This is a genomic window from Nisaea sp. (assembly GCF_039990255.1).
Classification (GTDB): domain Bacteria; phylum Pseudomonadota; class Alphaproteobacteria; order Thalassobaculales; family Thalassobaculaceae; genus Nisaea.
In genome coordinates, this window is sequence record NZ_JBDXGG010000018.1 from 1,215,605 (window position 1) to 1,229,583 (window position 13,979).

A 13,979-nucleotide genomic window follows, 5' to 3' on the forward strand; every position below is an offset into this window, starting at 1 on the left:
CGCAGAGAGACGATATGCCTGTGATTGAACGACTGTATTCCCGCCGCGGTTTCCTTGGCGCCTCTGTTTCGCTCTCGGTGACAGTTACCGCGGGCACAGCACGTGCCCAGAGCGATTTGTTCGGAACGGCAAAGGGGCTTTTGAACTCGTTGGGCGGCAGCAGCCAGGCCGGATCAGTCACGGGGCTCGATAACGAAACCATATTCGCCGGTTTGAAGGAGGCGCTCAGCGTCGGTACCGAGAAAATCGTCGCCCAGCTTAGCGCATCGAATGGTTATTTCGGTGACAGCGCCGTGCATATTCCGTTGCCGGAGAGTCTGCAGACAGCGCGGAAATTCCTGGATACAGCCGGTTTTGGCTCTCTTGCCGACGATTTGGAGTTGCGGATGAACCGGGCGGCGGAAACTGCAGCACCAGAAGCTGGCGCCATATTCTCCGATGCGATTTCGTCGATGAGCCTTGAGGATGTGAAAGCAATCTACGAGGGCCCCGACGATTCGGCCACGCGATGGTTCCAACAGCGAACCAGCGAAAAATTGACGGCCCGCTTTACGCCGGTTGTGGAGAGCTCGATGTCCAAAGTTGGCGTGGTGCAGAGCTACGACGCTTTCGTCGGGCAATATGCGAAAATACCTTTCGTCCCGGATGCGAAGGCCGAACTGTCGACGCACGTTGTCGGGAAGGCGCTGGACGGACTCTTCCATTACCTCGCGATAGAGGAAAAGGCGATCAGGACAGATCCTGTCGCCCGATCCACGGATTTGCTGAAGAAGGTCTTCGGCAGTTAGGCCTGATTAGCCACTACCGTATTGTCCGAGCTGTCCATATCCAAGAGAGGGAAGAAGGCTTCCGGTTCCTGTGCGCCCGATACCGCATATTGCCGGTTGAAGATGAAGCAAGGCACGCCGTTGATGCCATTCTCGTAAGCAAACCGGGTTTCGGCCATCACCTCACTGGTTCCGCCGCTGCTTTCGAGCCATTCGCGGGTATCATCCGGCTTCATGCCGGACTGTTCCGCCAATTCCACTAGATTGTCGATTTCGCCGATATCGACGCCTTTGGTGAAGTAGGCCACGAACATCCGCTCCATCAACGCATCCGACGTTCCGATCACGGTCGCAAGATTGATTGTGCGGTGGGCGAGGACCGTATTCGGTGTGCGCTGGATAAGGTCAAAGCGGAAATCAATGCCCTCTCCGTCGCCCATGCGCTTGATGTTGTCATAGATCTGCGTTGCCCGATCAGGGCCGCCGAATTTGTTTTCAAGATAGGCCTGCCGGTCCATGCCTTCGGGCGGCATTTCGGGATTCAGCTGAAACGCCCGCCACTGAATGGTCAAGTTCGGCAGTGGCCGAGCCGTTAATGCCCGTTCAAGACGCCGTTTGCCGATGAAACACCATGGGCAAATGACGTCGGAGAATATATCGATTTGGGTCATAGTGCGGCTCCGGAGCCCGTTCTGTCTGGATCGCGTGCTGCTAGCGCGCAACAGCATTCTTCCAGTGCTTGACGGTTTATCGTAAGGAAGAAACCATGTCACTTAACGGGGACAGAGAAACATTTGCGGGCGGTCATGTCGATCTTTGAAACGGGGCTTTCGAAAAATCGGGCGAACTATGCGGCGCTGACGCCATCCGATTTCCTTGAGCGTGCGGGGGCAACATTTCCTCAGAAAACGGCCATTATCCATGGCGCCCTGCGCCGCAGCTACGGTGATTTTCTGAATCGTAGCAGACGCTTAGCCGATGCTTTACGGAAACGCGGTATCGGACAGGGTGATGCTGTTTCGGTTCTGGCGCCAAACACGCCGGCGATGCTCGAATCGCACTATGGTATTCCTATGGCGGGCGCGGTGCTGAATGCCATCAACACCCGCCTCGATGCCATGACCATTTCCTTTATCCTCGTGCATGCCGAGGCAAAGCTGGTGCTGGTGGATAAAGAGTTTGCGCCGGTGATGGAAGAAGCGCTGGCGCAGATCGAAAACCCGCCGCCGGTCATCTGGATCGACGATCCGCTGGCCGAAGGCGGCAAGCCACTCGGAGAGAAAGAATATGAAGAGCTGCTCGCCGAGGGCGAGCCTGCGCCGGACTGGCCGCGGCCCACGGATGAGTGGCAGTCCATGTCGCTCAATTACACATCCGGAACCACTGGCAACCCGAAAGGCGTAGTCTATCACCATCGTGGCGCCTATCTGAACGCCATGGGCAATGCAATTGCCTTCGGTCTGACCTCCAGCTGCAGCTATCTATGGACGCTTCCGATGTTCCATTGCAACGGCTGGACCTATACCTGGGGGGTAACCGCGGTCGGCGGCACACATGTCTGCCTGCGAAAGGTCGATCCGGCGTTGATTTTCGAGCAGATCGCAGAGCATGGCGTCAGTCATATGTGTGCGGCGCCGATTGTGCTGACCATGCTCATTCATGCTCCGGCGGAGCAGAAGAAAGCGTTTTCCCAGCGCGTAAATATCGCCACCGGTGGAGCCGCTCCGCCAAGCGCGGTCATCTCTTCCATGGAAACTATGGGCTTTTCGGTCACCCATCTCTATGGCCTGACTGAAACTTACGGTCCCTCGACAATCTGTGCCTGGCCACCGGAATGGGACGCTCTCGACCTGGATACGAAGGCCCAACGCATGGCCCGGCAAGGCGTCTGGTACCCGACGCTGGAAGACATGCGGGTGAGTGATCCGGATACTGGTGAGGCTGTGCCGGCGGACGGAGAAACCATTGGCGAGCTTTGCCTGCGCGGCAACACGGTGATGAAGGGGTATCTTAAGAACCCGAAAGCTACGGCGGAAGCGTTGACCGACGGTTGGTTCCGGTCAGGCGATCTAGCGGTTCTACACCCCGATGGCTATGCTGAGGTCAAGGATCGCTCGAAGGACATTATCATTTCCGGCGGCGAGAACATTTCCTCTCTCGAGGTTGAGGAAGTTCTCTACAAGCATCCGAAAATCATGGAAGCCGCTGTGGTCGCCAAGCCAGACGAGAAGTGGGGCGAAACGCCTTGTGCCTTCGTCACTCTCGCCCCCGGTGCCGGTGAGGTCGGTGTGGAAGAGGTTACGGAATGGTGCCGTGAGCATATGGCGCCTTTCAAGGCACCGCGCACCATCGTCTTTGGCGACCTGCCCAAGACATCTACCGGCAAGATTCAAAAATTTGTATTGCGGGACAAGGCAAAAGATCTTTGATTTCTTGCTGTTACAGGGTGTTGTTTAGATCTTGAATCTCTTGATTATGTCCGGGTCGGGCTCAAAGCCTATTCCCGGACGGTCCAGGACTTCCACTTCGCCGCTGGACGGCAGCGGGATCGACGGATCGAGATAGGCCTCAGGTTCGATATAGAGATGCTCGAACTGCTCGCAGATCTCGCGCGCGGCGGTGAGCTGTATCGTTGCCCAGTAGCCAGGGCCAAAATAGGGCGCATGCGGCATCACAGATGCACCGTATTCCTCTGCAACATCGCAGACTCTCAGGAACTCGCTGACACCGCCGACCTTGGTCACGCTCGGCTGAAGGTACTTGATGTGCGGCGCGGTGCGGGCGAACTCTACCGAAGTGCAGGCATTCTCGCCGCTGGCAATTGCTACACCGTATTCGGCCTGCAGCATGCCCAGAGCTTCCGCATCATCCGGAGGAAACACTGGCTCCTCGACCCAATAAAGGTCCAAACGCCGCATATGAGGTATAATTTCGTGTGCCTGCTCGATGGACCAGTTGCAATTTACGTCCGTCGCAAGCTTGGTTTCCGTCCCAGCACCCTGTCGGCCGGCTTTGATGGCATCGAGGGATATTTCATGCAGTTTGACGGTCTTGTAACCCTCAGCGACAGCCTTGGCCGCGAAGGAGCGGACAAGGTCCGGCTCCGCATACCGCATAAGGCTGGCATATGCTGGTAGAGACGTTCTCGGACGAACGGCCAGCAGTCTGGCGAGCGACGTCTCTTCATGCTTCGCAGCGATATCCCAAAGGGCGATATCGATGGCGGATATGGCGAACATTGTGATGCCATACCGGCCATGCAGATGGAGGCGCTGCTGCAATTCCAAATTCAGCGCGGCTATGTCATCTATTTCACGCCCCACGAGCAGGGGCGCGACCATATCTTCGATTGCCGCTGCCACTGCCCGGCGGCAGGAATAAGCGAATCCGTCGCCCCACCCGACAATGCCGTCTTCCGTCTCTATCCGGACAAGCACGATTTCGAGAGTGGTCCATTTGGTTGGCATCAGACCGCTTCCGGTGCTTCCGTCCTCGAATGGAATCTGCAGGGGAATGACGTCGACTGACTTTATTTTCATTTTTGCTTCCTCCCTGACGGCGTTTTTGTACCGTTCGGGAGGGAGCTTAGCTGAACTCGCTCGGAAGACGCGAATACGGATGAAAGCAATATTCTTCTGGTTCGTTAAGAGGGGGCGTCCTCAAGGTTCATCTGGAAAACCTGAACCGAACCGGTCCTGCCACGCAGTTCGAACATGCCTACATTGGAGATGTTCTCGGGATTGTCTGCCGATGCCGCTGTTTCCGCAGCAACCAAAACGCAGATATCCGCGTCCGGCGATACTTGTTTCCCCAATTGCTCCAACCGGTTTGCCACATTTACCGTATCGCCGATGATCGTATAATTGATCCGGTCTGGCGCTCCGATGTTGCCGACAATGGCTTTGCCTGTCGCAATGCCGATCCGAATATGGATCGGGTCAGCGCCTTGTTCGAGCCGCCGCTGGTTATCTTCGCGAAGTAAATGGGAAATTCTACTGGCTGCCCGCAAACAGGCTGCTGCATGGTCCTTTCGTATCGCTGGAGCGCCCCAGAAAGCCATCACGCTGTCGCCCGAGTATTTGTCGATATTGCCGCCTTCCGCCTCGATCGCACCGTTCATCAGTGTGAAATGGTCATTGAGCATCTCGACAAGCTCATCCGGCGGATATTTTTGCGAAATTCCCGTGAAGCCGACAATATCCGAAAACAGAATTGTCACCTCACGCTCAACGGATGGCACACCTTTGCTGCCGCGTTCCCGAAGAATTTCCATGACAAGTGATCGCGGAACATAGACCCGGAACTGCGCCAGACCGGCGATCATAGCGTTGAACGCGTCCGCTGCGTCATTGAACTCGCGGACCGGATTACTTTGGATTTCCGGTACCGTTTCAAGGTCGAGTCTTGCAATTGCGTTGGACGCGGACGCCAATTCCGTGACCGGTTGGCTAATCCGTTCGGCAAGCTGTCGCAGCCTGAGCATTGCAAGGCCCATCACAATCAACCCTGCGATTGCGCCGAAGCCCAAGTAGCGGATCATATCAGTATAGCTTGAATCTGATTGGTCGATATAGACACCGACCGTATAGCGATTTCCGCGTGTTACGGAGACCTGCTGAGCAAGAGCGACATATTTTTTATCCTCTATTTCAGCCGTCCAGTATTTCAGGCCGGTATCTTTATCGAGCGTTCCAGCGTCGCGGCGTTCAGGGTCAAGTAAAGCGGCCAGTATCGGGTCGCCCAGTTCGGTTGCATTAAGCAGCGGCTTATCCTCGGACATCAGCGCTTGCATGCTTGGGTCCGTCAGGATCGGGTGGGCAAGCAAACGATCCTTCTCATCCAATACAAATACAGCGCCGTCTCCAATGCCTGCATCCCGCAGGAATACAGAGATATCCAACGGTGAAAATACCGCGGCTGAAACACCGATGTAAGCGCCATCCTTATCGAAAACTGGACTGCGCGCGCTGACGAGAGCGGTTCCGGCGCTTTTCGAATAAAACGCCGACGCAAGAAACGGGGCTCCGATCCGGCGTGCTTCATGAACGGCCTCATCGTCAAAAGATCCCGGGGGTACGGGACGTTTGCCGCTGCTTCCATCGGATGCGATCCAGATCAGCGGACCGCCATCCCAGACAAAGGCCAGTGCGCGAATATGGGGCTCCAGCTGTAGAACAGTCTGCGCCATTTCCCGCGAGGCAGCATTCAGCAGGGTACCTTTCGGCATGATGTTCTTGCCGACGAATTCTGCAGCCTTCAGAGCTGGTCGCGTATGTGCCGACAATGTTTGCTTGATCGTGCCAATCGTGGCGTTGGCACTTTCCCTGACAACGGCCAGTCCGCCCTGATTGCCAAAATAGAGCGTAACAGCCATCACCGCCACGAGGGCGATCAAAAACAATCCGCCAACATCCCTCAGCAATAAGGTGCGGATACTGATCCTTTGACTGGAAGTTTTCAGTTCGTCTGGCATGAAAATCCAAACTTTTCCCGATAGCTTACGGATTGACCCTGACTGTCAGCTTCAAAGATCCCGCGCGCAACTGCACGGGCCAGACAATCCGCAGCATGTGCGCCAAGTGTTGCCAGATCGAGCACCGGATCCGCAAGAGGCCGGATACCAGTGGAAACCCCGAAAACCACATCTCCGTCAAATGGTGTGTTTGCAGGGCGAATGGCGCGGGTTAATCCCTGATGCGCCATAATGGCGAATTGCTGGCACTGGGATTTGGTCAGTGCCGCGTCTGTCGCCACAATACCGATTGTCGTGTTTTCCCTCGGTCCTGCGAGTTTAGGCATACGCACCGCATTTCCTCTGTCTTCGGCGACGGGCAGGACGCCGCCAAATTCGTTACCCGCTTCGGAGCCCCAAGCGTAGAATGCCCCGGAAACGGGATAGGTGACAGCGCCGACCGAGTTTACGGCAACCAATGCGCCGACCGTTGTGCCATCATCGGCAACCTGAACTGATGCACTGCCGAGTCCGCCTTTGAACCCGCCTGCATTAGCGCCAAATCCTGCCCCTGCATTGCCCTGGTCGAAATTAACTGATGCTGAGTCGAAGGCTGTTTGGCCAAGGGCCGGATATGGCGATGAGTCTCCCCAGTCCTTGTCACCGCCATTATTGAGGTCGAAGAGGATTGCAGTGGGAACAATGGGCACAATTGAAGTGCCAGCTCTATATCCGATACCTTTTGCCCGCAGGCTGGCCATCACGCCGCCTGCCGCATCGAGCCCGAAGGCGGACCCGCCGCTCAGGACAATCGCATTCACACTCTGAACGGTTGCTTCGGGCCGTAACAGGTCGAACTCGCGCGATCCGGTCCCTCCACCACGCGAATCAACCGCGGCAACTAATTCGCCGTGCGGCACCAGAACGGTGACACCGCTCCGCAAGTCTTCGCCATGGGCATTGCCCACAAGGAGGCCCGAAACATCGGTAATTAGATTGAGTTTCCCCGGCTGCACTTCTAAAGGCCTCCTGTTTCCGCATAGCCGCTCGTCAGGATCCGCTATTGGACTGACCGGACAAAGTCTTTATATACGACGGCGATCCCCAATAAGGACGATTAGATGAGTTCCCTTGACGACGCTGTGGGGCGCCGGCGCACTTTCGCGATCATCGCGCACCCGGATGCCGGTAAGACCACCCTGACCGAGAAGCTGCTCCTGTTCGGTGGCGCAATCCAGATGGCCGGTGCCGTGAAAGCGCGCGGTCAGCAGCGGCGCTCTCATTCCGACTGGATGAAGGTCGAACGCGAGCGCGGCATTTCCGTCGCCTCGTCGGTCATGACCTTCGACTATGGGAACAATACCTTCAACCTGCTTGATACTCCGGGCCACGAAGACTTTTCGGAAGACACCTACCGGACTCTGACGGCTGTCGACAGCGCGATCATGGTAATCGACGGCGCGAAAGGTATCGAGGAACAGACCCTGAAGCTGTTCGAGGTTTGCCGCCTTCGCGATGTGCCGATCATCACCTTCGTGAACAAGATGGATCGCGAGGCGCGGGACAGTTTCGAGCTGCTGGACGAGATCGAGCAGAAACTCGCGCTGGACGTGACGCCGGCGAGCTGGCCGATCGGCATGGGCAAAGCTTTCAAGGGCTGTTACGACCTTCTGAACGACAAGCTGATCCTGATGGATCGAGGCAGTCACGACGCGCCGGACGAGGGCTTGACCTGTAACGGGCTGGATGACCCGAAACTTGACGAGTTGCTGCCTGCGTCTGCCGCAAATCAGCTTCGAGAGGAAGTCGAGATGGCGCGTGGTTTGTGCCCGGATTTTGATCCGGAAGCATTCCTCGGCGGCAGCATGACACCGGTCTATTTCGGCAGTGCGGTGAATAATTTCGGGGTTCGCGAACTGCTTGGCGGTGTCGCCCGTTACGCCCCCCAGCCGCGACCGCAATCGACGAAATCCCGTGAAGTGACGCCAGATGAAAAAAAGGTCTCGGCCTTCGTCTTCAAGATTCAGGCGAATATGGACCCGAAACACAGGGACCGCATCGCGTTCGCCCGGATCTGCTCCGGCCATTTCAAACGTGGCGCCAAGCTGAAGCATGTCCGCAGCGGCAAGACCATGAATATTCATAACCCGGTGATGTTCCTGGCCCAGGACCGTGAGATCGCGGACGAAGCCTGGCCGGGCGATATCATCGGCATTCCGAACCATGGAAACCTGCGGATCGGAGACGCTCTGACCGAGGGTGAAGATCTGCAGTTCAGCGGTATACCGAGCTTTGCGCCGGAACTGCTACAACGGGTGCGTCCGACAGACCCGCTCCGGGCCAAGCATCTGGAGAAAGCCATCGTCCAGCTTGCGGAGGAGGGGGCTGCGAAAGCTTTCAAGACCCGGATTGGCGGAAGCTGGATCGTTGGCGTTGTCGGCGCTCTACAGTTTGAGGTGCTGGCAGACCGGATTCGTACCGAATACGACGTCCCTGTGAGCTTCGAGACCGCGGGCCTGCACACAGCGCGCTGGTTGGAAGCCGACGATCCGGCGGAGATGAAGAAGTTCATTGATGCCAACCAGGGCGACCTGGGCGACGATCACGACAACATGCCGGTCTTCATGGCCCGCAATGGCTGGCACCTGCAGCACACGGCCGAGAACTGGCCGAAGATCACATTCCTGAAAGTGAAGGAGCAGATGGCCTAGGTGCTTGACCTTCAGCGCGAGCGCCAGGCCTGCCAACGGTCCTGTATCTGAAAGCCCCAATATGCACATTGGGCAATGAGTGGACCGAGCGGTCCACCAGCAAAATTGAGGCCGAAGGGGGAGAACAGCTGATAAGTCTCGTCATCCTCGGCGATCGCTTTTGCGACGACCTCTCCGCCGGCCGTGGTTGCGCACATGCCATGCCCGCCATAACCCTGATTGTACCAGACACCCGGTTGCAGACGGCCTATCTGAGGCATCTTATGCACCGAATAACCCATGGTCCCGGGCCAGGCGACCTCGGCCCGGATACCTTCTAGCTGGGGATAAATCTTGAGAATGTCGCTAATCATCTTCTGGCCCAACTTACGCGGCGAGAGATTGGAGCTGACACGTCCGCCCCATAGCAACCTGGTATCGGGGAGGGCTCTGTAATAGTCATTGGCGATACGGCTATCGGACGTCGCATAGGGTGTTCTGATAGCATCTTTTAACCGATCGCCGAGTGGTTCAGTGAGGACCACATACGTACCGACCGGCAAAGTGGCACGAGACAGCTTCGAATGCAGGCTGCCGATATAGCCCGAACAGCAGATCACGACCTGATTGGCCGTTACGCTACCAGTCGCCGTATCGATCCGTTTTTTGTCCGCGCTGAGATCCATATGAGTTACGGCGCTGTTTTCAAAGATTGTTGCTCCCAGACTGGTGCAAGCATCCGCGATACCGTTGGTGAAGTTCAGGGAATGAAACTGAAATGCCGTCGGGTCCAGGAGGCCTTCATGGTACCGCTCTGTGCGGTAGAGTTCCTTCATCTCCTCGCGATTCTTGAATTCGAGTCCGAGATCGAACCGCTTGTTCATCTTCTCTGCACTGGCTTTCAGGCCATCGGCATTCTTGTACCAGGACGCTTTCATAATCCCGTTCCGCATCGGCCCGGCATCTATGCCATATCGATCAAGCCGTGAGCGGATCAGGGCAAGGGCGTTGAGGGTAAGACGCAAAAGCGCATCTGTATCCTCGCTGCCAACTACGGCTTCGATATCATCCGACCCAAGGCTGTAACCGCTACTTACAAATCCGCCATTGCGGCCTGATGCTCCCCAACCAACCCGATGGGCCTCAAGCAGGACAACATTCTTTCCACGCTCTGCAAGACCCAGGGCCGTAGCAAGCCCAGCCATACCGCCTCCGATAACACAGATATCACAGTCGAGATCGTGCGTTAGAGACGGGCGTGAGATGGGCGCCTTGAGGGTTCGGCCGTAATATGTGTCCACATATCCAATGCTGCGCCGCTCCAGGTCAGTCATTCTCGTTTCCATCTTCTATCGGAGGTTCTTGAGCCGGATTTTGTACAGAAACCGACTTCCTTGCCCTGCCTTGCGTTGAGGTCCTGTTCTTATAATCGCTGAGCGGTCGCGTTGGTCAATCGCTCTCCCGAATGGCTAACGGCATAAAAATTTAACCATCACCTCTTCAAAAACGGCAAACTTCAGAGAGCCACGCTTGTGCAGCGCGATATTTTCTGTGAATTTCTTTTCAATTTTTAGAAGGAAATCAGGCTATTAGCGAAGCAATGTAAGCGCATACAATTTGATGACAATCATTCGTAACGTCATTTATCGATTAAGCTTTACAAATAGAAACCATTTTGATGGAATAGCATCAAATCGGAAGCAACTGCTCATGCAATGCGGAGACACACCATGACCGTACAGACACTTCGACGCTCTGCTCTGAAGATCGATACGGCTGATATCGGCATCGGCGCATCCGCCGAAACCGTGCGGTCGGGCTATCTGGAACTGACCTCGATGCTCGACAGGTTGCATCGCCGGTATCTCGATGTTGTTCGCGTGGAACTCGAATCCATGGGGATCAACAACATCAACCCGTCACAGGCATTGATGCTTGTCGGTATCGGGGACGAGGATATCCCTGTCCGGGATCTTATCCATCGCAAGGGTTACCAGGCCTCGACCGTTTCTTATAACGTCAAGAAGCTGTCCGAATATGGATACCTGGAACAGGAGCGCGCCGCACATGACCGCCGCTCAGTGCGCCTGCGGTTGTCTCCTAAGGGCAGGGACATTGTCAGCCGGCTCCGGGAACTGGAAGCGCGCCACATGGAATTCACCAGCGGTCGCGGTGAGCTTCTGCGTGGTATGGAAAACGCGACCGCCACGTTGCGTCAACTGGATCAGATCTGGGCTGAATACATTACTTTCGGATAATTCCCCCTACATCCGAAAAACTGCGGAACGCGCTGCTCTTGAGCGGCGCGTTTTGTTGTTCGAGGGAAGGGATCAGGCGGTCGCTGCTTCGAGTGCGGAGCGTGCCAGCGTTCGCGTCGAATCCAAGGTCGGGAGCGCGCTGTTATCGTCTCTAATGATGAGCGGTATCTCTGTACAGCCAAGCACAACAGAATCGGCCCCGCGGTTCTTCATTTTCCGAATAAGCTCCTGGAAATACGAGATTGATGTTGCGAGGAAATTGCCCGGAACGAGTTCGTCCATGATGATGCGGTCGATTTCAGCAATTTCCTCTGGATCCGGCCTCATCCAATCAATGCCGAACGCCTCAAATCTCTCCGGATAAACGTTACTCTCAACCAACCATCGCGTGCCGAGAATTCCGACCTTCTTAGACTGGAGTTCACGCGCAACCATCGCAGTTTCTTCGGCGATGTTAAGCCAGGGAAGAGGGGATCGTTCCACCACATAATCAAACGCTTGGTGGATTGTGTTATCCGGGCAGACTAGAAAGTCGGCGCCGGCACGTTCCAGCCGGCGCGCGGAATCGAGCACCAAATCTCCAACTCCATTCAGATCGCCAGCATCCAGGTATCTGACATATTCTGAGAGCGATGGTGTATGCATCGATATCTCAGGATGTCTGTGTGCGCCGAGGCGCTTTGCACCTTCAGTGCAGATCGTTTTGTAGCACAGTGCTGCGCCTTCGGCTGAGCAGCCGACGATTCCAATATGTTTCATTGGCTTATGCGCCTTATCTCAAAAAATTTCGGTAACGACATATTTCAGGATCTCAAAAACTGCATATTCAGTTTCCAAACGGCAGTTCGTAGGAAACTCATGGGCCAAACAGATTTCAAGATCAGTCATCAATTACCCCCCATTTGACTTTCACCGCGTGATACCTCGAAACTCTATCGTGAGAATTCGGGTTCGTTGAAAAGCTTTCGAAAGTCCAGAAGGAGATAATTCTGGTTTCTGCGGAAATTTACGAAAATGTAACTTTTTGCTGCAGATATAAGGCTATCATCAACTTTCATGCGATGAATTATATGTGCCGTTTTCAACGCCTTATTTTTGTTTTCGGCGGCCTTTTTTTTCTATTTGGATGCAGTGAGCCGGAACCCATTCGAATAGGATTCATCGCCGATTTCGAAGGACGCGCATCGGAACTGGGTATATCAGGGCGAAATGCCGTTCAACTGGCTGTTGACGAAGTCAATGCGGCGGGCGGCATAAATGGGCGCAAAATTGAACTCCTCGTTCGCGATGACATGAGCACGAAAGAAGGGGGGGCTAATGCTGCGCGCTCCCTTGTAAAAGCTCAGGTTCGCGCGATCATCGGCCCCATTCGGAGCGTCGTGGCGGGCGGCGTCGTTCCAATTATTAATGAGGCAGAGATTGTGACTGTCTCTCCAACAGTGCTTGCGGCATCGCTCGTCGGAAAAGATGATCACTTTTTCCGAATGGCATCAAGCAGCCGCAAGGATGCGGAACATTATGCAAGAAGATTGTATGCCGAAGGATATAACAAGATCGCTGTCGCGTCAGATGCAAATAATGAACTGTTCACCGGCCCCTGGGTGGAGACGTTTCGCGCGGAGTTCGAGAAAAATGGCGGCACCGTTACAGCGTCAATTCCGTTTGACGCGGGAAATTCAAAAGGTCTGAGCGCCACTGTTGCGGCATTGCTTAAGGCGCAAACTGATGCGGTTCTTGTTCTGGCAAATGGCATCGATACCGCGCAGATTGCACAGCAAATCAAAAAAACAAATGAACATATGCAGCTGTTGGCGACTTCCTGGTCCGCATCTGAAAATCTGGTTGTCCTTGGCGGCCGCGCCGCTGAAGGCATGCTGCTTGGCGAGAATTATGACCGGAATGACACGAGCGCGCAGTATGTGCGGTTTCGCGACGCATTTACCGGGCTATTTGGTGTTCTTCCCTCTCAATCGAGCATTACCTCTTACGACGCGGCACAGATCTTGTTTGCGGCCATGAGAAACACGGATGGTGCTGCGGATTTGAAATCGAAATTGCTGGGTATCAGGGGGCTGAAGGGGCTACAGCAGGAAATCGGGTTCGACGGCTTTGGAGACGGGGACAGAGCACTAACGCTTGTGGTCGTGAAAGACGGAGAATTCATCCGAAAATAAGTTGAAGGCACATCGTTTTAAATATCCTGAACGAAAAAGCCGAAGCTCCAGCTCTGCGGCCAAACTGCCGATGAAAACTCAATGTTTCATCGGCTTATACGCTTGACCTTAAAGCTTTCCGGTAATCACATAATGCAGGATCGCAGCGACCTGCGCAGGCGTTTCCGCAACGGCCAACGCCGCGCCGTCAACTTCTTTCAGCGGATGGGTAAGAGACGGATCGTGTTGAACGATCAGAGGCTTTCCGAGAGCGGCCGCATATCCAGCATCGAATGCGGCATTCCATTGTTTGTACTTGTCACCGAACCTAACAACGACAATGTCAGCACGTTCAATCAACGTTCGGGTTCTGATCGCATTGACCTTCGCGCCTTTGTGGTCTGCCCAGAATGGATTGTCCTCACCGCCGAGAATGGACACGCCGCAATCGTCGCTATTTTCGTGAACGGTTACCGGTGCTGTGAAGATGATTGGCAATCCGGCAGCTTTCACTGCTTCTTCGATTTCAGAGCGCCAGTCCGTGTGAATTTCACCGGACAAATAAACTTCAAGATCAGTCATGAGAGCCTCCTACAGAACAGAACGCACTTGATAGCGCAGATTCCTGTTTTTCTACAGTCTGCCGCGCTATTTACAGC

Annotated in this window: 12 protein-coding genes; 5 read left to right on the plus strand and 7 right to left on the minus strand. The window is 55.1% G+C overall.

The genetic code is table 11. The features are described 5' to 3' along the window. The first annotated feature begins 14 nt into the window (after window positions 1–14). A complete protein-coding gene (locus ABJ076_RS16000; protein WP_348185109.1) occupies window positions 15–788 on the plus strand; it encodes a DUF4197 domain-containing protein in 774 nt (257 codons plus the stop codon). Here ABJ076_RS16000 and ABJ076_RS16005 read toward each other — a convergent pair. Further along, window positions 785–1,438 carry a DsbA family oxidoreductase gene (locus tag ABJ076_RS16005; protein ID WP_348185111.1) on the minus strand — a complete coding sequence of 218 codons (654 nt, stop codon included), beginning with the start codon at window positions 1,436–1,438 and terminating at the stop codon, window positions 785–787. The genes ABJ076_RS16000 and ABJ076_RS16005 overlap by 4 nt on opposite strands. 135 nt (window positions 1,439–1,573) lie before the next feature. Here ABJ076_RS16005 and ABJ076_RS16010 point away from each other — a divergent pair, with 135 nt between their 5' ends. Then, window positions 1,574–3,196 carry an acyl-CoA synthetase gene (locus ABJ076_RS16010; protein WP_348185113.1) on the plus strand — a complete coding sequence of 541 codons (1,623 nt, stop codon included), beginning with the start codon at window positions 1,574–1,576 and terminating at the stop codon, window positions 3,194–3,196. Window positions 3,197–3,220: 24 nt separating this feature from the next. Here the strand turns inward: ABJ076_RS16010 and ABJ076_RS16015 are convergent, their stop codons facing one another. From ABJ076_RS16015 to ABJ076_RS16025, 3 genes are all read right to left on the minus strand, one after another. Continuing rightward, window positions 3,221–4,306 (minus strand): mandelate racemase/muconate lactonizing enzyme family protein, encoded by a 1,086-nt coding sequence (locus ABJ076_RS16015; RefSeq protein ID WP_348185115.1) that lies wholly within the window; start codon window positions 4,304–4,306, stop codon window positions 3,221–3,223. Window positions 4,307–4,410: 104 nt separating this feature from the next. Further along, window positions 4,411–6,168 (minus strand): adenylate/guanylate cyclase domain-containing protein, encoded by a 1,758-nt coding sequence (locus tag ABJ076_RS16020; RefSeq protein ID WP_348199773.1) that lies wholly within the window; start codon window positions 6,166–6,168, stop codon window positions 4,411–4,413. Window positions 6,169–6,224: 56 nt separating this feature from the next. Beyond that, on the minus strand, window positions 6,225–7,235 hold the full coding sequence (locus tag ABJ076_RS16025) for a P1 family peptidase (RefSeq protein WP_348185119.1): 1,011 nt from the start codon (window positions 7,233–7,235) through the stop codon (window positions 6,225–6,227). Window positions 7,236–7,340: 105 nt separating this feature from the next. Between ABJ076_RS16025 and ABJ076_RS16030 the strand changes: the two genes are divergently transcribed. After that, window positions 7,341–8,930, plus strand: a complete 1,590-nt coding sequence (locus ABJ076_RS16030; protein ID WP_348185121.1) for a peptide chain release factor 3 — start codon at window positions 7,341–7,343, stop codon at window positions 8,928–8,930. Window positions 8,931–8,941: 11 nt separating this feature from the next. On the opposite strand, the gene ABJ076_RS16035 is transcribed toward ABJ076_RS16030, so the two are convergent. Further along, on the minus strand, window positions 8,942–10,243 hold the full coding sequence (locus ABJ076_RS16035) for an FAD-binding oxidoreductase (protein ID WP_348185123.1): 1,302 nt from the start codon (window positions 10,241–10,243) through the stop codon (window positions 8,942–8,944). A 396-nt stretch (window positions 10,244–10,639) separates the two neighbouring features. On the opposite strand from ABJ076_RS16035, the gene ABJ076_RS16040 reads away from it, so the two are divergent. Next, window positions 10,640–11,167, plus strand: coding sequence for a MarR family transcriptional regulator (locus tag ABJ076_RS16040; protein WP_348185125.1), 528 nt, complete (start codon window positions 10,640–10,642; stop codon window positions 11,165–11,167). A gap of 72 nt (window positions 11,168–11,239) precedes the next feature. On the opposite strand, the gene ABJ076_RS16045 is transcribed toward ABJ076_RS16040, so the two are convergent. Beyond that, window positions 11,240–11,926 carry an amino acid racemase gene (locus ABJ076_RS16045; protein WP_348185127.1) on the minus strand — a complete coding sequence of 229 codons (687 nt, stop codon included), beginning with the start codon at window positions 11,924–11,926 and terminating at the stop codon, window positions 11,240–11,242. Between the two features lie 311 nt (window positions 11,927–12,237). On the opposite strand from ABJ076_RS16045, the gene ABJ076_RS16050 reads away from it, so the two are divergent. Further along, window positions 12,238–13,341 (plus strand): ABC transporter substrate-binding protein, encoded by a 1,104-nt coding sequence (locus tag ABJ076_RS16050; protein ID WP_348185129.1) that lies wholly within the window; start codon window positions 12,238–12,240, stop codon window positions 13,339–13,341. A gap of 108 nt (window positions 13,342–13,449) precedes the next feature. On the opposite strand, the gene ABJ076_RS16055 is transcribed toward ABJ076_RS16050, so the two are convergent. Beyond that, entirely contained in the window at window positions 13,450–13,902 is a 453-nt protein-coding gene (locus ABJ076_RS16055; RefSeq protein WP_348185131.1) for a YtoQ family protein, read from the minus strand. Window positions 13,903–13,979 lie beyond the last annotated feature (77 nt).